At 36.1% G+C, this 20,293-nt stretch carries 18 protein-coding genes; 4 read left to right on the top strand and 14 right to left on the bottom strand.

The window, feature by feature from the left end; translation table 11 throughout:
* Window positions 1–111: 111 nt before the first annotated feature.
* Genes R8495_RS05240 through R8495_RS05250 form a run of 3 tightly spaced genes read right to left on the bottom strand, consistent with a single transcriptional unit; the run spans window position 112 to window position 4,592 of the window.
* On the bottom strand, window positions 112–1,728 hold the full coding sequence (locus tag R8495_RS05240; RefSeq protein ID WP_317636471.1) for an amino acid ABC transporter ATP-binding/permease protein: 1,617 nt from the start codon (window positions 1,726–1,728) through the stop codon (window positions 112–114).
* A complete protein-coding gene (locus tag R8495_RS05245; RefSeq protein ID WP_317636472.1) occupies window positions 1,725–3,422 on the bottom strand; it encodes an ATP-binding cassette domain-containing protein in 1,698 nt (565 codons plus the stop codon). Before R8495_RS05245 ends, R8495_RS05240 begins: the two co-directional genes overlap by 4 nt.
* A 15-nt stretch (window positions 3,423–3,437) precedes the next feature.
* Window positions 3,438–4,592, bottom strand: coding sequence for a C40 family peptidase (locus R8495_RS05250; RefSeq protein WP_317636473.1), 1,155 nt, complete (start codon window positions 4,590–4,592; stop codon window positions 3,438–3,440).
* A 91-nt stretch (window positions 4,593–4,683) separates the two neighbouring features.
* Here R8495_RS05250 and R8495_RS05255 point away from each other — a divergent pair, with 91 nt between their 5' ends.
* Both R8495_RS05255 and R8495_RS05260 read left to right on the top strand, forming a co-directional pair.
* Window positions 4,684–5,967 carry a Y-family DNA polymerase gene (locus R8495_RS05255; protein ID WP_317636474.1) on the top strand — a complete coding sequence of 428 codons (1,284 nt, stop codon included), beginning with the start codon at window positions 4,684–4,686 and terminating at the stop codon, window positions 5,965–5,967.
* Window positions 5,960–6,343 carry a hypothetical protein gene (locus R8495_RS05260; protein ID WP_317636475.1) on the top strand — a complete coding sequence of 128 codons (384 nt, stop codon included), beginning with the start codon at window positions 5,960–5,962 and terminating at the stop codon, window positions 6,341–6,343. The genes R8495_RS05255 and R8495_RS05260 overlap by 8 nt, the downstream gene beginning before the upstream one ends.
* A gap of 42 nt (window positions 6,344–6,385) precedes the next feature.
* Here R8495_RS05260 and R8495_RS05265 read toward each other — a convergent pair whose 3' ends face one another.
* From R8495_RS05265 to R8495_RS05275, 3 genes are read right to left on the bottom strand one after another with little or no spacing between them, the layout of a single operon-like run.
* Entirely contained in the window at window positions 6,386–7,117 is a 732-nt protein-coding gene (locus R8495_RS05265) for a DUF3862 domain-containing protein (RefSeq protein ID WP_317636476.1), read from the bottom strand.
* A gap of 1 nt (window position 7,118) precedes the next feature.
* Window positions 7,119–7,937 (bottom strand): bifunctional hydroxymethylpyrimidine kinase/phosphomethylpyrimidine kinase, encoded by an 819-nt coding sequence (gene thiD / locus R8495_RS05270; protein WP_317636592.1) that lies wholly within the window; start codon window positions 7,935–7,937, stop codon window positions 7,119–7,121.
* The gene (locus R8495_RS05275; protein WP_317636477.1) at window positions 7,937–8,833 is read right to left on the bottom strand and encodes a DegV family protein; all 897 of its coding nucleotides are present in this window, start codon (window positions 8,831–8,833) and stop codon (window positions 7,937–7,939) included. Before R8495_RS05275 ends, thiD begins: the two co-directional genes overlap by 1 nt.
* 112 nt (window positions 8,834–8,945) lie before the next feature.
* Here R8495_RS05275 and R8495_RS05280 point away from each other — a divergent pair, with 112 nt between their 5' ends.
* Window positions 8,946–10,628 (top strand): Rqc2 family fibronectin-binding protein, encoded by a 1,683-nt coding sequence (locus R8495_RS05280; protein ID WP_317636478.1) that lies wholly within the window; start codon window positions 8,946–8,948, stop codon window positions 10,626–10,628.
* On the opposite strand, the gene R8495_RS05285 is transcribed toward R8495_RS05280, so the two are convergent.
* Genes R8495_RS05285 through R8495_RS11165 form a run of 7 tightly spaced genes read right to left on the bottom strand, consistent with a single transcriptional unit; the run spans window position 10,612 to window position 17,617 of the window.
* Window positions 10,612–12,597, bottom strand: coding sequence for an ATP-binding protein (locus tag R8495_RS05285; protein ID WP_317636479.1), 1,986 nt, complete (start codon window positions 12,595–12,597; stop codon window positions 10,612–10,614). The genes R8495_RS05280 and R8495_RS05285 overlap by 17 nt on opposite strands.
* Before the next feature lie 11 nt (window positions 12,598–12,608).
* Window positions 12,609–13,652: a carbamoyl-phosphate synthase domain-containing protein gene (locus tag R8495_RS05290; RefSeq protein ID WP_317636480.1), complete on the bottom strand. Its 1,044-nt coding sequence runs from the start codon at window positions 13,650–13,652 to the stop codon at window positions 12,609–12,611.
* Entirely contained in the window at window positions 13,649–14,125 is a 477-nt protein-coding gene (locus R8495_RS05295; RefSeq protein WP_317636481.1) for a type I phosphoribosyltransferase, read from the bottom strand. Before R8495_RS05295 ends, R8495_RS05290 begins: the two co-directional genes overlap by 4 nt.
* A 2-nt stretch (window positions 14,126–14,127) precedes the next feature.
* A complete protein-coding gene (locus tag R8495_RS05300) occupies window positions 14,128–15,015 on the bottom strand; it encodes an RluA family pseudouridine synthase (RefSeq protein ID WP_317636482.1) in 888 nt (295 codons plus the stop codon).
* On the bottom strand, window positions 15,008–15,472 hold the full coding sequence (gene lspA / locus R8495_RS05305; protein ID WP_317636483.1) for a signal peptidase II: 465 nt from the start codon (window positions 15,470–15,472) through the stop codon (window positions 15,008–15,010). The genes R8495_RS05300 and lspA overlap by 8 nt, the downstream gene beginning before the upstream one ends.
* Entirely contained in the window at window positions 15,472–17,130 is a 1,659-nt protein-coding gene (locus R8495_RS05310; protein WP_317636484.1) for a formate--tetrahydrofolate ligase, read from the bottom strand. The genes lspA and R8495_RS05310 overlap by 1 nt, the downstream gene beginning before the upstream one ends.
* Window positions 17,131–17,146: 16 nt before the next feature.
* Complete coding sequence (locus R8495_RS11165; RefSeq protein WP_425613257.1) at window positions 17,147–17,617, bottom strand: EbsA family protein; 471 nt, start codon at window positions 17,615–17,617, stop codon at window positions 17,147–17,149.
* Window positions 17,618–17,673: 56 nt separating this feature from the next.
* Between R8495_RS11165 and cls the strand changes: the two genes are divergently transcribed.
* A complete protein-coding gene (cls, locus tag R8495_RS05315; protein ID WP_317636485.1) occupies window positions 17,674–19,125 on the top strand; it encodes a cardiolipin synthase in 1,452 nt (483 codons plus the stop codon).
* Here the strand turns inward: cls and R8495_RS05320 are convergent.
* Window positions 19,122–20,237, bottom strand: coding sequence for a THUMP domain-containing class I SAM-dependent RNA methyltransferase (locus R8495_RS05320; protein ID WP_317636486.1), 1,116 nt, complete (start codon window positions 20,235–20,237; stop codon window positions 19,122–19,124). The two genes, cls and R8495_RS05320, sit on opposite strands and share 4 nt — an antisense overlap.
* Window positions 20,238–20,293 lie beyond the last annotated feature (56 nt).

The raw sequence follows: 20,293 nt of genomic DNA on the forward strand, positions 1-20,293 counted from the left end.
AAATAGCGGGTTTTAGCTAGCTCCCAAAACCCTCGTGAATAAAACCAGAATATCATATTAGTCGCCAAAATAGTAGATCTAAAATAAATTAAAAGCCGCAAGTCTTAAAACTTAGCGGCTGATTTTTACTTGACCATTACTAATTTTCCATACGACATCACAAATGCTAAGTGACTCCTCCCGATGGGTAATCATAAGAACCATTCCCTGATAATGCTTCTTAATCGCATAAAGAATGATTTTCTCATTTAATACATCTAAATTACTTGTAGGCTCATCGAGAATTAAAAAGGAGGAAGGATGAAGTAACGCTCGGGCTAATGCTAGACGTTGTGCTTCACCCGCTGATAATTCGAGGTCAAGTGCCTCAAGAGGTTCGTCCAAGCCTTTGGGTAATTGTTTTACTAGATCAGTTAGTTGAACCTCAGACAAAATGTTCCAAAGGTCACTATCACAGAATGTTTCATCACCCAAAGTTAAATTTTGGCGGATTGAATCCGAGAAAAGCTGTGGTTCTTGGGTCAAATAATTAATTTGAGACCATAAGGAGTTGTGATCGATTTTATTTAATTCAGTTCCGTTAAGCGAAATAGTATCTTCACTTACGGGATACCACTCCATAATTAGTTTTACTAAAGTTGATTTTCCGCTACCACTTGGTCCAATAATTCCACCAATTTGCCCTTGTTTTAAGGTCAAACTAACATCTTTGAGCACTTCAACATCGCGATTCGGATATGAAAAATTTAAATTTTGAATTTTAAGATCTTGAATCTGTTCAATTTGTAGAGTGCCTGAGTTTTGAGATTTTGGTTCGGGGGTGTCTAATAAAGCGAAAACCCTTTTTGCGGCGCCAAATCCTTTACTTAATGAATCAGATAATGATGCTAGAGCTTCGACCGGTTTAAATGCAAACGGAAAGGCCAATAAAAGTGGCAGAACAGTTGCTAAGGGATAATTGAATGAAATTAGCCCTGCAGCAGTTATAATCCACGAAATGATAAGAATTATTAATTTCAGCCAACCTTTCTGCCAATTTAAAAGACCCACTTGCTGGCTAACTATAGCTTCTTCTTGATAATTAGATCGAACAGCAGCTAACTTTTTGGACACGGCATCTAATTGAATCAAAATATCCCGGCCACGGATAGCTTCAAACATATCTTGTTGGATTTGTCCCTGAACTTTACTTAATTCACTATTTTTATCAGCTATTTTATTAGCTTTAAATAGCGGTAAACCAATGCCAATTAAAATACCGCAGATTAGGTAGATTAACCCAGCAATTGGGGCAATAAGTGCGAAGATAATCGAAACTCCAACCAAGAAAATAAGTCCAAGGAAAAGAGGAACAATTGTATGAGCGTAAAAAATTTCCATTGCTTCAATGTCGCTGCCGATCGTTTTTAACAAATCGCCTGATTGTTTTTGATCTAATCCAGCAGGTGCCAGTTTTTGGATTTTTCGATAGACCAGTTTTCGAATGGTTGCGAGGATTTTAAAGGCAACGTAATGACCGCTGTATTGTTCGACAAAGGCGCATATCCCTCCAATCACAATTACGATTAAAATGAACCAAAGATCAGGCCAGGAAAAGTGTGTTGTAATGATGATTCCAGTAAACCACGCAACGATTACTTGCAATGATTCAGCTGCTAAACCAGTTAGAAGGCTTAAACATAAGGCAGGGATTAGCGGTCGTACAAAACTAATCATTCGCTTGATCATAATTTTTCCTCCAACATCTTTTGAGTTGCCATCAATTTTTGGAAATCTTTATTGCTTTGATCTAAATCAGATACAGTACCAAGCTCAAAATGCTGATCGTTTAGGAAATAAATCAAATCAAGTTGATTAATAATTGTCCACTCGTGAGTAATTAAGAGTACGATTTTATCGGTTGAAAGTTTCTTAATGGCTTTCAAAATGATTTGACTGTTAACTTCATCGATACTAGCGGTCACTTCGTCGAAAATATAAACATCTTTATTCATTAAAATCAATCGAGAAAAAGCAATCTGTTGGCGCTGTCCGGGAGAAATAAGCCGCCCTCCTTCTCCAACTTGGGTTGCAAATCCTTCCGGCAAATCGTTAATAAAATCACATAAGCCTAAGTTTTTAAGGGTTTGTTGCCAGTTAGCTTCAATTCCGTTACCCAAGGTCAGATTTTCTTCAATCGTACCTGAAAAAAGGTAAGGCTGTGCACTTACGTAGCCAATTCTATTAGGCAAGCATTGATTTGGCAGAACTTTTTGTGTTTTATTAAAAGTTTGTAATTTACCAGCAGAAATTTTTTGTTGACCTCTTAAAATTTCTGCTAAGGTACTTTTTCCACTACCATTATGACCAACCAAGCCATAAAGTTTGCCGTTTTTTAAATCAAGGTTAGCATCTTTTAATAATGCTGCTTTATCGGGATAAGCAAATGTCACTTGCTCCAATTTGATTTCACTGATTAGATCTGATTCAGTGGGTTGATTTGGCAGAATCTGGGTTTGATCAATTACTTTAAAAATATGGGTCATTGCGGGTTTGGTAGAAATTATGATGTGGACGAAATAACCTAGTTGGCGTTCTGCAGTTAATAATTCTGCCATCAAAACCCACATGATTAATGATTCAGGGATTGATATTCGACTACTTTGCACGTCAAACCAAAGCATAACTGAACTAATGGCTAGAGTCCCGAAGATCAAAGTATTTAATATTAATAAAGACTGGAGCTGATATTTGAGCAAATCCATAGTTTTCTGGCGAAAAAATTCGGATTTTTCATTAAAAGATGTTTGATAACGTTGATCTGCTTGATACATTACTAAGGTGTTGATGCCTTGGAGATCATCAATAAAACGATTCCCCATTGAAAGCCAACCGTTCATGTATTCCCAGTTAACTTTCGGGCTGATTTTTTGCAGTAACATCATTGAGATGCCAATCAATAAAATACAAACAATTGGCAAAATCCAAACCCAAGAATGCCACCAAATAGCTAGAATTATTAATAATAAATATGTTAAAGTTACTGCGCAAAACGACGGAAAGACGCTATTATAAAATACATCTAGACGGTCAATTCCCTGCAGGTCACGGTTAATCACCGTTTGAGCGGTTAATTTTGCCGTTGGATCAGAATGGGGGTTGAAAATACCTTTGAGATATTCTTGACGCAGTTCCTGTTTAGCGGCGCTAGTCCATTGATTAATGCGTGATCGGGTGCGGGGCAACGCAAAATAAAAAGTCATTAAGAGTAAAATTGCAATCAAAATGCCCGTCAGGACAATATTTAGATGTCCCGTTTGATACCAAAAAAACACTACCGCAGCAGTTAATATTGGTAAAACCATCATTAACCAATCACTGATTATTTGCTGCAAAGCACCTTTTAGGCCTTTGTGGCCATACGTAAATAGTCTTTTGATCACGAGATACTCCTATTCTTAAGGAAAAATCCTTACGCCAAATGAAGGATTAAAACTAGCGGAAATTTGATCGATTTTGATCTTGGTTCCAGGACGTAAAGCATTGAGATATTGATTGTTACCTAAATACAATCCAACATGATAAGTAGCGCCTGGTGCTCCCCAGAATATAAGATCCCCCGCTTGAAGTTGATCAAGCGTTACTTTAACTCCAGAGGACTCCTGCGGCACGGTCCAAGAACCGATGTTTTGACCTGTAACATGTTGAAAAACGTATTCCATTAAACCAGAACAGTCAAAACCATTTGGTCCTTTACCATCCCAAACGTATGGTTTACCCAATTGCTGCTTAGCTGTTGCAATCACTTCGTTAATTGCCTGATCTTTTGTTTTTCCATTTAAAATAAGTCTTGAACGTTGAGTAGAGATCGGTGTTACAACACTTGATGGAAGCCAACCTCCGTCGCTTAATTCATACCAAATTGTGTTTCCATTTAAAACGGTTGAACAAACTTCAACTAAAGCACCGGCATTGGCGCGGTAAGCGCCAGCTGCATAAAAATTGCTATTTGTATAAATGGGCGAATTTTTAGTGACTTTAAGTGTTGCAAAATTGGGATCCCAGACTTTTGCGGCATTTGCATCAAAAAATTCATTTGTAACTTTAGTATAGGCACCTGAAATCCATTGACGATTTCCTACTTGATACCAGGCATCGCCATTACTATCGATGACTTTTTGGGAAAATTTCCATGAGGTGCCGTGTTTTAGAAACTGACCAGTCGTCTGATGAGCACTGCCATAATTATCCCAGACTGCAATGCTATAACCTGGAACGTAATTGATTTTAGCAACTCCTGAATTAGTTACTTCAACTTCAGTTGGAGTTGCTCCTTGATCACTTGAAATCCATTGATCATTAGCAACTTGATACCATGTGGATCCCTGAGCTTGCCGTACGGCAGTATATTTCCAAGCAGTTCCATCAGCTAATTTTCTACCAGTGGATACGCGTTGTTCTCCATAACCTTGCCACAGTTCAATTCCATATCCTGGGACATAGTTAATAGTTACTATACCCTGTTCAATTGCGGCGTTTACTTGATGTTGATTAACCCCAAGCGACAAAGTTGTTGTTAGAAATGCTAGTAGTAATAGTGTTTTCTTTTTCATAGTTTAGAGTATAACATGTACTTTTTGTTAGTAAAAGATTGAAAAAATCGAACAAATGTTCTATTATTTTGGATACGAAGGAGGAACATACATGTACGATTATTCAAAAGAACCGCATCGTGTGATTTTTGTCATTGATTCCAAGTCTTTTTATGCAAGTGTTGAAGCAGTAGATCACCATAAAAATCCTTTGTTAGATCCGGTTATTGTTGTTTCAAAAGGTGATAACATCGGTGGCGGGGGCTTAGTTTTGGCTACTAGTCCAATGGCAAAAAAGCTGTTTGGCTTAAAAACGAACGTTTCGCGCCTTAAAGATATTCCAAAAGATCCGCGTTTATTCATTTACCCTCCCCGGATGAATCGCTACATTACTAAGAATTTGGAAATCAATCATATTTTTAACCACTACGTTTGCGATGAGGATCTTCATCCTTACTCAATTGATGAAAGTATTCTTGATCTAACTAATTCTTGGCGGCTTTATGGCCAAACGATTAGTGAGGTTGCCCATAAAATTCAACAGGAAGTTAAAGAAAAAACTGGAATTTACACGACAATTGGGATTGGTGACAATCCGACTCAAGCTAAGATTGCCCTTGATCTTTATGCTAAGAAAAATCCTTCTTTTTTAGGTGAAATTCATTATGAAACTATCGAAACTTTTCTTTGGCCAATTGACGATTTGGCAAGTGTTTGGAGTATCGGAAAGAAAACAGCTCAGAAATTAAATAATTTGGGAATTTACACATTAAAAGATCTAGCTCATTTCGATCCTTATTTATTGCAACAAAAAATGGGTGTTATTGGCGCCCAACTCTACGCTTTATCATGGGGAATTGATCGTTCTGTGCTTAAAGAAAATCTTGTTCCTAAATCTAAAAGTATCGGTAATTCACAAGTTTTGCCTTATGACTATACGACATTAAATGATTTACGCATCGTTTTTCGTGAGTTAGCTGACCAAGTTGCGACCCGTATTCGTAAACAAGGATATTTTACTGGTTGTATTGCAATTTATTTTAATGATCAAGTTAAAGGAGTTTCCAAGCAAAAGAAGATTGAACCTACTAATCTCTCTTTGACTTTAGCTGATGAAGTAGAAAAATTGGTCAAAGATTCTTGGACGGGTCAGACAGTTCGTCAAATTTCACTTTATTGTACCGATTTAACTAGATCAAATGCAGCACAGGGCAATTTATTTCTTTCCAAGACGCAACAAGATAAGGAAGCAACCCTTGAAAATAGCGTCGACGAAATTAGGAAAAAATTTGGTTTTACTAAATTGGTTCACACCGCTTCTTTAAAAAAAGGAGGTACAGCAATTAAACGAGCTGGACTTGTTGGAGGTCATGCAGGGGGAAATTCGTATGAATAAATACCCTCACTATGATCCTGCTAAACGCGATCAATTTCTGCATGAGTTTAAAGATCGCGGGATGCTTAGATGGTTTGGATTTTATCTCTCTGATCATAGTGCAGCGATTCACCAGCAAAAAAAGCTGGAAGATACGCAATTTGCCCAAGTTCACCATGAACAAATGGATTTTGGAGAAATTGCTGATAATGTTAGCAGCGCTTTAATTTATAACCAAAAGGTTGTTGTAGAAAAAAACATTACTGAAATTAAAGATCACGAACCATTGGAGTCAGCTCCGGTAATCGGATTTATTGAGGGATGCACCGAATTAGGTTTAGTGATTAATCAGCAAGAATTTATTTATGATGAAATTAAATATTTAGCTCTGATTTGATAAAATAACCCCCCTTTTTGAACAAAAGGGGGGTTATTAACATTATTTTAATCCAATTTGATTTTTTGAAAGTAACTTATTATCAGAAAATACAAAATCTACCCGTGGCTTATCTTCATTTGCATCAAGATCTGAACTGTAGATCGCCGTGCGAGATGACTTCTTGTTAGATAAGCTATCAGTGATTCCATTTGGTTCACCTAAAGCTTTTACCACTTCTTCATAAGTTGCATGCTCTTTGATTTCATTAAAAGCACTTAAGGTGATTTTTTTGTCTCGTTTGACCTTAAAACCGACAATGCCTTTAGAAACGGCTTGATCATTAGTAAAAGTAACACTTAAACTAATACTGTCGGTTGGAGATTTCCGATTATAAGTCCAATTTGCAAAAGAAGAGCTAACATCTTTTGTTTTATTTTCAGTTAGGGTTGTTGGTTCTCCTAACAATTTTTTGGCTTCACTTAAAGTTGTTCCTTTGCTGCCCTTATTGTTCGTGTCTGCAACGGAAATTTTATTAAAATCTTTCATCGTTGGTTCTTTTTTTAATAATTTCCCATTTTTGACAGTAGATTGAACATCAGATTTAGATTTGGTAGAGCTTACCTTAGAAGTAGTTTTACTAGATACTTTGGTAACAGAACTCTTACTAGCACTTGTTCCCTGATTACTTTTCTTGCTGTTAATTTTCACTACTCCAAAAATAATAACTAGTGCGACGACAATTGCAACAATAATAATCCAAGTTTTATTTTGATGATCCTTTTTTTGATTCAATTTAGTTTAAATCCTCCTTAATTTGCCAATGATTAATTGGTCCATATTGATGTCCGACGTTAATAGGTTGTTTTAGTGCGCGATAAGTATTTTTATTAGCAATAATAATCGCATCTTTTACATTTTTACCTTTAGCAAGCTCAGCTGTGATGATTGCAGATAAGGTGTCTCCAGTTCCGTTAATTCTTTTTGTATCTACATAATCATTTTCTAACCAAAATGTACTACCATCGGCTAATAAAACGAAGTCACGCACAGATTTTTGCTCGCTTTCAAAATTATGAGCTCCTTTGATCATCACGTTTTTAGCGCCCCAAGACTGCATTTTTTTTGCTGCTTGTTTAATTAGTTGATCATCTTTGATTTGTAGTTCAGTCAAAGCCTGAGCCTCTTTAAAATTGGGGGTAATCACCGTTGATAACGGAAGTAATTTCTCTCTCAGCGTATTAACTCCAGGCTCGTCCATTAAAATTGCCCCATGTTTAGAAACAATCACTGGATCAACTACTAAAGGACCGAAATCAGTCTTTTGGTATTCCTCAGCGACCAATGAAATCATTTGGGAATCTGGCAGCATTCCGGTTTTGGCAGCTCTAATTTTAAAATCTGACGCCAAATTTGTAAACTCCGATCGAATAAAATCGTTCGGTAGTGAGCAGCGGTCAAAAACGCCATAAGAATTTCCCGCAACCGCGGTTGTTTGAATAACTAACCCATACACATGGCATTGAAAAAATGATCGAAGATCAGCCTCGATCCCTGCCGATCCATCAGAGTCAGATCCAGCAATCGTCAAAGCTTGCGGAAATTCATTTGTCATCATTTACCCTCATTTAAAAACACTTGATCAAAATCCATTAACCAGGTCAATCCGATTGATTTATCACCAAGATGAGTTCCCACAACTGGACCAAAATAACTAATCTCATAATGATAATTAGGAAATCTAGCTTTTAAATTCTCAACCCAGCGCTTAGCTTCTTCTTCGTCGTCACCTTGAATAATCAGAACTTTAATTGGATAATCAATATTAGCAGTATCTCGGACAAAAAGTTCTTCAATTCGAGAATTGGCGCGTTTGATGGATCTCACTTTTTCAAAAGCCACAATCTGATGGGTGTCATCATCAAAAGTAAGCAATGGTTTAATTTTAAGGATATTTCCGATAAAAGCGCTAGCGTTAGAAAGCCTGCCGCCTTTAACAAGGTTTTGCAGATCATTAACTATAAAATATTCACCGATCGAGCTTCTGATTTTTTTGAGATTTTCGATAATTTGTTCAGGGTCGGCTTTATCACCATCTTTTTCAATTTGTTTAGCAGCATAAAGAACCAGGTACCCCATTAGCCTAACTGTAATCCACGAATCAAAAACGTAGATTTTTGGTCCCCCTTTGAGGTTCTTAACCTCAGCCTCTAAATTTGGAACAAAACCAGAAATCGTCGAAGTAATATGAATGCTGATGATAGCGTCACATCCGGCTTGGGCTAATTTTTGATATCTACTTAGCGTATCCTGAATGCTAGGCTGTGAAGTTTTAGGTATTTTCTTGCTATTTCTGAGTTTATCGTAAAACTCCTCAGTTGAAATATCTTCACCTTCGTGATAAGTTTTTCCGCTAATTTCAACGGGAATAGAAACCACTTCTATATTATATTTTTTAATTTCTTCGGGTAATAAAGTTGCACTACTATCTGTCACTAAGCCGATCTTCATTTGCTCACTCCTTAAAAAATCTTTATCTATTATACAAGATTTCAAAAATCATACCAAACTATCACCTAAAATAATATAAACTAGTTGTATACCATTTAAGAAAGAGATAATTATGAGTTTTGATGGAACTTTGATTCACACATTAATTAACGAACTAAATCCTTTATTGGCGGGTGGAAGGATCACTAAAATTCAAATGCCTTCAGCCTTTGAAATTATTTTGACTATCCGTCAGCAGCGAAAAAATCGCAATTTAGAAATATCAATTCATCCTGAGTATCAACGGGTTAATTTTACTAAACAAAATATTTCTGCACCTGCTCGTCCGTATCCTTTCACCATGATTTTGCGCAAATATTTACAGGGATCATTGGTTGAAAAAGTTGAACAAATTGGCAACGACCGGATTGTTTTGTTGCATTTGACTAATATAAATGATTTGGGAGATAAAATGAAATACACTCTGGTTGCCGAGATGTTAGGACGCCATGCCAATGTTTTAATTCTAAATGATAACGACAACAAAATCATTGATCTTTTAAAGAAAGAGAATCTCGACGTGAAAGGAAAACGAGTTCTTTTGCCAGGATTTGTCTATGAGTTGCCTATTTTACAGCAGAAACTAAATCCTTTTGAACAAAATACCTTAAATTTCCCTCGTCCAACCCAAATTGAAGTAGCTGAGTTTTTGCGTTATTTTCAAGGCTTCGGTAAAGATACCTTTAAAGAATTGCAAACGTCAATGCTTGCAATGGATCCAAGTCAGGCCTGGAGTGATTTTTTTGATAAACTCGCTAGTCCCCATCCGACGATTTACTATAATTCTGAAAATCAGCCAGTCAATTTTACAGCATTTCCATATCAATCCATTGATTTAAAAAGTCAGAGTTATCTGAATTTGTCTGAATTACTGGATACGTATTACGCTGAAAAGTCATCATTTGCTCGTAATAAACAGGCAGCACAAGCAATTCTTACTCATTTGGATAGTCTTTTGAAAAAAGATCACCGGAAACTTTTAAATTTAGAAAAAGATTTGAAAAAGGCTCAAAAGGCTGATGATTATCGAATTAAAGGCGATTTAATTACTATTAACCTTAACGAAATTCACCAAGGTGCACACAATGTATCTTTGGAAAATTCCTATGAACCTGGAACGAAGGTTGAGATTTCCTTGGAACCAGAGTTATCACCACAGCGTAACGCTCAAAAGTATTACAAAAAATATCGTAAGTTACAAAATTCCTTAAAATATATTGATCAACAAATTAAAAACACTAAGGCTGAAATCGAGTATTTAGAAACGGTTTTGACCCAAATCGATTTGGCTGATTACAATACTTTAGGTGAGATACGTCAGGAATTGATTAAAGAAAAATATTTGAAAGTTCAAAATCCAGGTGGCAAAACAACTCGTCCTGTTAAAAGTAAACCACTAGAGTTCAAGGCGACTGATGGCACTAAAATTTTAGTTGGGCGCAACAATTTGCAAAATGAACGGTTAACTTTACGGGAGGCTCAAAAGACCGACTATTGGCTGCATACTAAAAATATCCCGGGGTCACATGTCGTTTTAAAAACGGCTAATCCTAGTGAGCAGACAATCTACGAAGGTGCAATGATTGCTGCATTTTATTCAAAATCGCGACATTCAGCGCAAGTCCCTGTTGATTATGTGCCAATCAAAAATATTAAAAAGCCTAATGGTACTAAGCCTGGTTTTGTAATCTTTACTGGTCAAAAAACCATCTCTGTAACCCCTGAAGCCGAATTTGTCGCTAAGTTAAAAGTTTAGCTTGCACAAACAATGACAAGGCACCTTTGAGCAATTTTGGATCTGAAAAATAAAAAGAACGCGACAAGGTGGGAGTTATTATTAGATTTTTTGGTTCATCATTTTCATTAAGTTCAAAAGAATAAGTTGCTGCAATTGTCTTTTGTTTCAAAGAGAGTTTTTGCAGATTTTCGCTAACCTTTTGCAAAGATTGAACTTGGTGATTTTTATTAAAATGAACTAATGATGAACAGACTATCTTTGAACCGCAACGAATCACCCCAAATTCATATGAATTTGCGCTATTTACCACCAATTCATCAATGTCAGCTGGAAAATCAAGCAACTCCATTGGCAGCTGGATCAGAGTTAGTTTAGGATAATCAAAATTATCGAAAGAATTATTAAGCATTACAATTTTTTGCTGTCGATCTTCTAGTAGCTTAATAATCTCTCGTAGGTAATAACGATAAACATTAGAATAGTGGTCGACTTTTTTGGTATCAAAACGAATCACAATTTGTTCATGATCAAAAGTTAATTGCTCTTTGGCCTCTGCCTGAACTGGAAATAAAGTATTTGAGTTCTGATAGTTTGGTTTTTGCCAATTGTTTTCTATCAGATTTTTTTTTGCACCATAGACTTGGGCTACAAACTTTAGAACTTGTAAAAAACCTGGATCAATTTTGGTAATTTCGGCGATATCTTCAAGAAGAAAATCGCGTTTAATTGCTTCTAAGATAAAGAAGAGGCGAAAAATTCTAATATTCATCATTTGACGGACCAAATGATTATCTGATAATTGAGTTAAATAAGCTTCAATATCAGGTAAATATTCTCCTCCTAGCTCAATTAAAGTATTTCTAATTCCAAGGATTAAATTTGATTCCATTGATATAATTAAAGAATTAGCACGTTTATGCGAAGCAGTTGTTAAGCTTTTCACGGAAGACTGATCAATTTCGTGATAGGGAGCCACGATTGTAAAAAAGTCTAAATCTGAAACTAAAAGATTATCATAGTTGCGGCTTATTTCAATAATTGTCTTACCGCAAGCTAAATCGACAATAATGCGTGCTAAATTAAGATGACGAATTTTAGAGATAATTAACTCGGAAGTCGTTAAATCACTATGGATTGAAAGTACTCGATATTGGTGATCGGTTGTAATGGCAAATCTAATTTGAACAATGGGAGTGCATAATTCTTTCATAATTCGTTGAACGATTCGATCAATTTCATCAATTTCCCGTGCCAAAAGGGTCACTGTCGGATAAATCACAAGTGAATGATCGCGATGAATGCCTACAGGATCAATTTTTTCATTTCGAATCAAAATGTGGGTATTTTGATATTTGTCACGTAAAGCAACAATCTCAACTTCTTTATCTCCCAAAGCCGACTCTTCCAGTTGGAGAACCGACTCTTCATCTTGTTGATCTTTAATACCCTGTACCAGACTTTCATAATTGTAAAAGAGTCCTAGTGAATGAGTTTTGGGACTAATCAAGCGTAATCTAGTCGGAAATGTTAAAGGGGTATCAGTTAAGTTAATTTCTTTAGTCTGTTCAATTAATTTAACGCTTGGAAACTTGACCCGATTTAAAGACAAAAAACGTTCTGTTTCCGCATGATTGCTTAAGATTTTAATTGTTCGGTAATTAGTACCAATAAATTTAACAGTTTTTCTTTCAACCGGATGATCAGTAAAGAATTGATAGATAAACGATTGAACAGACTTTCCCCCCGTAAGGGTAAAAATTGCATTGATTTTGTGATCCGAAAGAAAATTTTTAAATGAGTTTTGATTAATATCGAACGTTTTGTGTTTAATTTTGGCATTTTCAACATTGAGATCAACATTGAGTAAAAAGACTTGATCAAATTTCTCGGTTAAAGCATCGACAGTCTCTGCCATTAACTCATTGAGAATTGAATAATGATTTTTATTATTCTTTAAACTGCCGATTAATATAATATTGCGCGCCATTGCTCTCTCTTTCAGCTCAAATTATCAACAAATTCATCTAACAAATAGTTTCGTCCGCTGCCGGCGTATTCTAAGTCAAAAGAAATTCCAATAATATTATGTTTACGAATCCGGAAGGCTTTGACGAAACATCTTTTAACGTCAGTAAAAAGCACAAATGCAATTCGTTTAATTTTTTCTTCATAGGGAATTAAATAATTTGAGTCATCATGGACTTGTGAGACTTCACCAGTCGATCGTTCTACGACATATTGCCCTTCGTAACAAGCAATTTTATTTTTTTCTGTCGATCTGATTTTAAATGCTTGGGCAATTAGAGATTGGCCTAACCCGATTCCTAAAATAGAATAGTGTTCGGCTAATTGAGGGATTTTATCCACTAAAGCTGATAATTCATTAGTGTTTCCTGGTCCGTCAGTTATGATGATTCCTGCTGGGTGATAAGAGTCGATCATCTCTAAAGATGCATCATACGGCAAAACTATGCAATTTAATCCAACTTCTACCAGTGAACGATATAAACTCGTTTTTAAGCCCAAATTTAAAACTACGACCGTTTTTTTGCTGCCAGGAATTAAATACGGACCTTTATTTGAAACGAAATCGGTTAAGTTATTGGGATTTACAAAAGCTCTTAATTGATCAAAGGCATGCTGATCCACGTAATCAATAATCGTAGCATCCATTTCCTTAACTCCCTGAAGGTGTTCAATTAATTTATGAACGTTCAGATTGTAAAGTCCTGGAATATTTTTTTCTTTTAAATAACGATCCAACTGAATTCCTTCAGGTCGATCAATGGCTAGAAAATTGCTGACAATAAATCCCTTAATATTAGTCTCTAATGATTGTAAATCCATTGTGTCAATTTCTCTTAGTCCAACAGCTGGATCACTAGAGACTACAATTGCTCCGTAATTATTTGGAGCCGTTAATGATTCAGTTACGCTATGGTTAACTAGATGAAAGACAAGCCGTCCCGTTGCTATAGCATCGCTGCCAAAAGATTCTCCTTCAAAAGTTGATCCGTCATTTAAAATTAAATATTTTTTCATTGTAAATAAACAGCATCCTCGCCGTCAATTTCATTGAGCCGAACTTCGACAAATTCAGATTTGGCAGTCGGCACATTTTTTCCAATGTAATTAGCCCCAATTGGCAACTCGCGATGACCCCGATCAATCAAGACGGCTAATTGAATTGATCGCGGCTTACCCAGAGATAAAATTTTATTAATTGCTTCTTCGATTAGCCATCCTTTACTAATAACTTTAGTGACTAAAACTACGATTTTATCAGATACTTCCCCCTTCTCTTTTGTTAATTGTTCAAGAGTAATAACAGGAATAGAAATATCCTCTAAGTCTTCAATTGCGTTAGCAAGTCTTTTGGCAATTTCATTACCAGCGTTTTCAGTGCCCACAAAAATTAAATTATTTTTATAACTGTTATTTTCTTCGATGATTTCGACGGCGATTCGAGTAATTGAGCGGTTAAGTCCAATCGCGTTAATTATTTTTTTGACCATAGTCACTCCATTGTTTTTAAAATGTTTTGAAAATCTGCTGGTAAGGGAACTGAGAAAGTAAGGAACTCTTTAGTAAGCGGGTGAGAAAAACCCAAGGTTCCCGCGTGGAGCAACTGTCCTTGATGGATTTTAGTTGTCCCTGTCACGCCGTAAAGCGGATCACCGACAAGAGGATGACCAATGTAATTTAAATGGACTCGAATTTGATGAGTTCGTCCAGTTTCCAGTTGACAGTCGATTAAAGTAAAATTATCAAATCTCTTTTTGACCGAAAAATGAGTAATTGCATCTTTGCCACCCGAAATAACTGCTCTTTTTAATCGATTTTTGGGATCTCGCCCAAGAGGAGCTTCAATTGTCCCCTCGTCTTCTTCGATTCTTCCAGTTACAAGCGCCTGGTACTTTCTTAGATTTTGTTTATTTTTGAGTTGATCACTAAGACTTTTTAGAGCAAGCTCACTTTTGGCCACCATTAACAGTCCCGAGGTATCTTTATCAATTCGATGAACTATTCCTGGACGGAAATCATTAGTACTCTTAGCAAGCTTAGTATGGTACATCAAACCATTAACTAAAGTTCCATGGTAGTGTCCGCTTGCCGGATGGACGACCATTCCAGCTGGTTTATTAACCACTAAAACGTCATCATCTTCGTAAATAATGTCAAGTGGAATATCTTCAGGTTCTGCTTTTAGAGGCGGTCGATCGATTTGCTTAATTTCGATTAGATCATCGATTTTTGGTTTGATGTTAGCCTTTGTCAGTTCACCATTAAGAGTAATTTGACCTTCGGTGATTAAACGTTGAATTTGGCTACGAGAAAGATCTAATTCATTGCTTAAAATTTTATCGAGCCGCAAGCCAGTTTGCTTAATTTTAATTTCATTCATTTGGAGTATCCTTACCACTCTTAAATAGATAAATAACGAGACAAACGACGCCAACATTAATTGCCACGTCTGCCAGATTAAAAATTGGAAAATCGATAAATTTGAGCATAATCATATCGACAACTTGCCGTTCAAAAATTCGATCGATAAAGTTACCAATTGTGCCGCCTAAAATTAAGGCAAGTCCAGTATTGAACCAAGAATCCTGATATTTTTTAAAAAACAAAAAATAGATTGCAAATGGAATAAAAATCAGCGTTACAATGATGAAAATCCAAGTTTTCCCCTCCCATAAACTCCAAGCAGCTCCAGAGTTTTTAATATTAGTTAAAGAAATGAATCCTGGGATCAAAGGAACTTCGTTTTCGGGAGCAATGTTAGTTTTAACGGAAAATTTTAAGAATTGATCGAGGATCACTATTAAGCTGATAATTAGAATTTTAACTTTTTTACTCATTAAACTGGTCCAAGAATGTTTCCTTTGGCATCGAGGTCAATATCAAGTGCTGCCGGATGTTGGGGCAATCCTGGCATCGTTAGAATTTTCCCGGTGTAAACAACAATGAATCCCGCCCCTAGTTTTGGTAAAAGGTCTCTAATTTGTAAAGTAAAACCTTTAGGTGCGCCTAGTAAACCCGCATCATCGCTAAATGACTGTGGGGTTTTGGCGATACAAATTGGTAATTCATCCCAATGGAATTTTTTCAATTCTGCTAATGATTTTCTAGCTGCAGGACTTAATTCGATACCATCAGCGTGGTAAACTTTCGTTGCAACTTTTTCGATTTTTGTTTCTAAATCATCACTTGAATCGTAAAAACGTTCGACCTTACTAATTGGTTTTTCAAGCTGTTGATGGACAAGTTCTGCTAATTGTTTGCCACCATCAGCTCCTAATTCGTAAGTTTCAGAAATCGCCCAATTAAAGTGATCTTGATCTAGTAATTGGGTTAAAGCAGCCAGTTCCTCTTCGGTGTCATTTGTAAATTTATTGATCCCAACTACTACTTTGATTCCTGTTTTGGTAAGATTATTGAGATGTTGCTGTAAGTTAACATAGCCTTCTTTGACTGCTGCAACATTTTCTTTTTGCATGTCAGTCATGGAACCGAGAACTTGAAATTTCAAAGAACGTACACTTGCAACAATTACAATAACTTTAGGAAGGGTTCCCAATTTTCTAGAAACCAAATCAATAAATTTCTCTGCGCCAAGGTCAGCTCCAAAACCAGCTTCAGTGATTGCGTAATCTCCGTATTTCAGAGCTAATTTCGTAGCAAGGATACTGTTAGCGCCGTGAGCAATGTTGGCAAATGGTCCACCGTGCATAAAAACAGGTGTATGATCTAAAGTTTGAACCAAATTAGGTCTTAGCGCCTTAGACAAGATTGCAGCAATTGGACCCGCAAATCCTAATTGATCAACGGTAACCGGCTCACCAGAATAAGTAAAACCAATCAAAATTGAACCAATCCGTTTTTTGAGATCAACGTAATCTTCAGCTAAACAAAGAATCGCCATTAATTCACTGGCAGCAGTGATTTCAAATTGATCTGGACGAGTGACGCCATTAACTCTACTTCCCAAACCAATCACGATCTCTCGCAAAGCCCGGTCGTTAACATCTAAAATTCGGGTAAAAATAATTGATTTTGGGTCTAGTTGATGGGGATTTCCTTGATATATATCATTATCAATTAAGGCTGCAAGAGTATTATTTGCAATCTGGATTGCATGAAAATCGCCAGTAAAGTGCAAATCGATCTCTGCACGAGGAACTACTTGAGAATAACCACCTCCAGTGGCGCCGCCTTTTCGGCCCATTACAGGTCCCATCGATGGTTCACGTAAAGCTAAAACTGTATTGTATCCTCTAGCATTCATTGCATCAGCAAGCCCAATTGATAAAGTGGTTTTACCCTCACCTGCTGGAGTTGAGTTCATTGCTGTAACCAAAACAAGTTTATCGTTATCCAGTTTTTTTTCTGACGGAATTTGGACTTTAGCTATATAATTGCCAATTGGTTCATATTTTTTTCGATCAATATTTAAACGAGCGCAAATTTGCTCGATCGGTTCTTTTGTTGCATTTTGTGCAATCTCTAATTCATTCAAATAACTATCTCCTTAACTATTTTTGTTCAAAGAATTGATTAAAAACTTGGTTTGTCTTATTATCTGAGATTTTAATTTTTTGATTTTCTAATAGTTGATGTAATTTTTGTAGATCATTTTTTTTCAAATATAAACACCAGGTTTCGTTTTTAAATTTTAGATCTACATATTTCGGGTAAAAAATTGCCCTCTCTAAATCAGATAAATCTTTTTCTTTGGCAAACCATCGATAAAGACTGTAACAAATAATTTTATGTTCTGGGAGTTTGACCACTAAGTTAAAACGACCTTTTTCGACGAAAGCTAAAATCAAAAAAATTAAAGAAAAAGCAATCGTAGGCCAATTTAAATATGTATATTCCATTTGAAAAATGAAAGCAATAAACAGTACAATACTGATGATCGACCAATGAAATATTTGTAATGGCAAACTGGGACGATAATGAATTTTAATAATACACCTACTTTTCTTAGTAAAAATCTTCAATTTATTCTACAATAATAAAGCTTTAAGAAAAAATCAGCAAATAGGAAAATGAAATCGTGCAGATATTTGTTTCTGTTTTAACTTTAACAATTATTATTAATACCCTTGTTTCAGTTTTTGTCGTTATGCGGACGCCGCGCGACATTGCTGCAACTTGGGCTTGGCTTTTGGTGTTGATTCTTTTACCAGTACTGGGACTTATTCTCTATATGTTTTTTGGACGAGGAATGTCTAAGAGTAAGCTCAATCGAATTCAACATACTTATTCAAAAGGAATTGGCAGTGCGCTGAATCAGCAGCGAGCAATAATTACCAAGCAAAAACATAAATTTCCACCTGACATTGAACAGTTGGTGAATTTATTTTTTAATTTAAATTCATCGCCAGTTCTGACGTCCAGTCGGCCAAAAATTATGACTAATAGTCAAGATTTTTTTTCTGAGTTATTTAAACAAATCGAAACAGCTCAGAAATCAATTTATGTCGAATTCTATACGATTTATGCCGATCAAGTCGGACATAAATTTAGAGATGCTTTAATTAAAAAAGCAAAACAAGGGGTCAAAGTTTATGTGATTTATGATGGTTGGGGCTCAATGGGTGTTGGACGCCGTTTCTGGGCTCCTTTACGAGCAGCTGGTGGACACGTTGAATTATTCTTCTCTTCTCGTTATGTCATTGCCGATTTTCGACTTAATTACCGCAATCACCGCAAAATTGTTGTAGTCGATGAGAAATATGGCTTAATTGGTGGCTTTAACGTTGGAGATCAATATTTGGGCAAGAAAAAGAAATTTGGTAACTGGCGCGATACCCATATTCTAGTTGAAGGAGAAGCTGTTAGAGCGTTAATGGTAAGATTCATTATGGATTACAATGCGACGGTTGATCAAAAGAATTGGCTTAAATATCCTCAAATTATTTCTAACAATGAGATAGCACATCCAGTTAGCCGTAGTAATACCTATATGCAATTGGTGACCAGCGGTCCTGATGAACGGATCGATCAAATTGAGATGGGACTCATTAAGTTAATTTCGACAGCTAAAAAAAGAATTTGGCTTCAAACTCCTTATTTGGTTCCAAGCGACAGTTTCTCTGATGCAATTGTCAGTGCCACTAAATCTGGTATTGATGTTAGGATTATGATTCCAAGTTTTCCAGACCATCCTTTTATATACCGAGCGACCCAGTTTTATGCCCATTATTTACATCGGATTGGCGTTAAAATTTACATCTATAATAACGGTTTTCTTCATACCAAGACTTCAGTGATTGATGAGATGGTTTCAACTGTCGGTTCAGCCAATCTTGATGTTCGGTCATTTAAGCTAAATTTTGAGGCAACTGAATTTATTTATGGAAAAAAGTTTAATGAAGAGCTGGCAAAAACTTTTCTTGATGACATCGAGAATTGTACTCGCTTAAATGATGAGATGATTAAACAACAAAGTTGGTGGCTTCACTTCAAACAAGATTTTTCTCGTCTTTTATCGCCAATCCTTTAATTTTCACCCCAAAATTGGAAGTAATCGGTCCTAATGGCACCGTTAAACAGCTTCCTTTTTTTTGTTGCTTTTTCACCGTAATATTCCTCAAAATCCAAATCACTTGTGATAATGTATTTACTCCATTTGTTGAGCGGAATAAATTTTTCGCCCATTTGGCGGTAAAGTTCATGAGCTTGATTTATTTCGCCCATTCTTTGACCGTAAGGAGGGTTTACTACAATTACTCCCTTTTTGTTGTCTAATTCCAAATCTCTAAGAGCCACCTGCTTAAATTGAATTAAATTATGGATTCCAGCTCCGTGAGCGTTTTGTTCACTAATGGCTATCATGTTTTGATTGAGATCACTGGCAAATATTTCTAAATTTACACTTCGATTGATCGCTTCTTTGGCAAAAATTTTTGCCTCTTCTAAAATTTTGGGATCAACATTTGCAAAATGATTAAACAAGAAATCTCTTTTAAGTCCCGGAGCAATGTTAGCTCCGATCAAAGCGGCTTCTATTGCTAAAGTACCAGAACCCGTCATCGGGTCAACAAAGGGCAGATCTGGATGCCAGTTAGTTAAAAGAATTAAACTCGCTGCCATATTCTCCTTTAACGGAGCGACCCCCTTCTCTATACGATATCCGCGTTTAAAAAGACTGTCACCAGTTGTATCTAACAAAACTTCTGCCTGATTTTTTTCAAATCGGACATTTAGACTATAAATAGCGCCAGTTTCAGGCAGATGCCCACTTCGATGATAAACGGTTTGAAGTTTTTTAATAATTGCTCGTTTAGAGATGGCTTGAATATCCGATAAACTGAAAAGTTTGGAGAGCTTACTGCGAGCGTTGACGATAATTTTCCCGTTTAAAGGGATGATTTCTTCCCAAGGAATTTCGTAAATGCGGTCAAATAATTCTTCAAAAGACCAAGCTTTAAAATTTGCTAAAATAATTTGGATTCGATCGGCACTACGCAACCAAAGATTTGTTTTTGCAACATCGGAGTAATCCCCTTCAAAGTAAATTTTGCCATTTTCCGTTTGAGTTTCATATCCCAAATCACTTAATTCACGTTTGGTAACTGCTTCGATTCCACTTGCTACATTTGCTACTAGTTTCATATATTCCTCTTTTAATTTATAAAAAAAACCTAGGTTAAAAAGCCTAGGTAACTGAA

The sequence above is a fragment of the Xylocopilactobacillus apicola genome (assembly GCF_033095985.1).
Classification (GTDB): Bacteria; Bacillota; Bacilli; order Lactobacillales; family Lactobacillaceae; genus Xylocopilactobacillus; species Xylocopilactobacillus apicola.

Bases quoted from the DNA above. Each gene is read 5' to 3' on its own strand.
- R8495_RS05280 (WP_317636478.1), top strand. From the start codon at position 8,946: ATGAGTTTTGATGGAACTTTGATTCACACATTAATTAACGAACTAAAT.
- R8495_RS05290 (WP_317636480.1), bottom strand. From the start codon at position 13,652: ATGAAAAAATATTTAATTTTAAATGACGGATCAACTTTTGAAGGAGAA.
- R8495_RS05320 (WP_317636486.1), bottom strand. From the start codon at position 20,237: ATGAAACTAGTAGCAAATGTAGCAAGTGGAATCGAAGCAGTTACCAAA.
- thiD (WP_317636592.1), bottom strand. From the start codon at position 7,937: ATGACAAATGAATTTCCGCAAGCTTTGACGATTGCTGGATCTGACTCT.
- R8495_RS05300 (WP_317636482.1), bottom strand. From the start codon at position 15,015: ATGAATGAAATTAAAATTAAGCAAACTGGCTTGCGGCTCGATAAAATT.
- R8495_RS05255 (WP_317636474.1), top strand. From the start codon at position 4,684: ATGTACGATTATTCAAAAGAACCGCATCGTGTGATTTTTGTCATTGAT.
- R8495_RS05285 (WP_317636479.1), bottom strand. From the start codon at position 12,597: ATGGCGCGCAATATTATATTAATCGGCAGTTTAAAGAATAATAAAAAT.
- R8495_RS05250 (WP_317636473.1), bottom strand. From the start codon at position 4,592: ATGAAAAAGAAAACACTATTACTACTAGCATTTCTAACAACAACTTTG.
- R8495_RS05260 (WP_317636475.1), top strand. From the start codon at position 5,960: ATGAATAAATACCCTCACTATGATCCTGCTAAACGCGATCAATTTCTG.
- R8495_RS05275 (WP_317636477.1), bottom strand. From the start codon at position 8,833: ATGAAGATCGGCTTAGTGACAGATAGTAGTGCAACTTTATTACCCGAA.
- R8495_RS05240 (WP_317636471.1), bottom strand. From the start codon at position 1,728: ATGATCAAGCGAATGATTAGTTTTGTACGACCGCTAATCCCTGCCTTA.
- lspA (WP_317636483.1), bottom strand. From the start codon at position 15,472: ATGAGTAAAAAAGTTAAAATTCTAATTATCAGCTTAATAGTGATCCTC.
- R8495_RS05295 (WP_317636481.1), bottom strand. From the start codon at position 14,125: ATGGTCAAAAAAATAATTAACGCGATTGGACTTAACCGCTCAATTACT.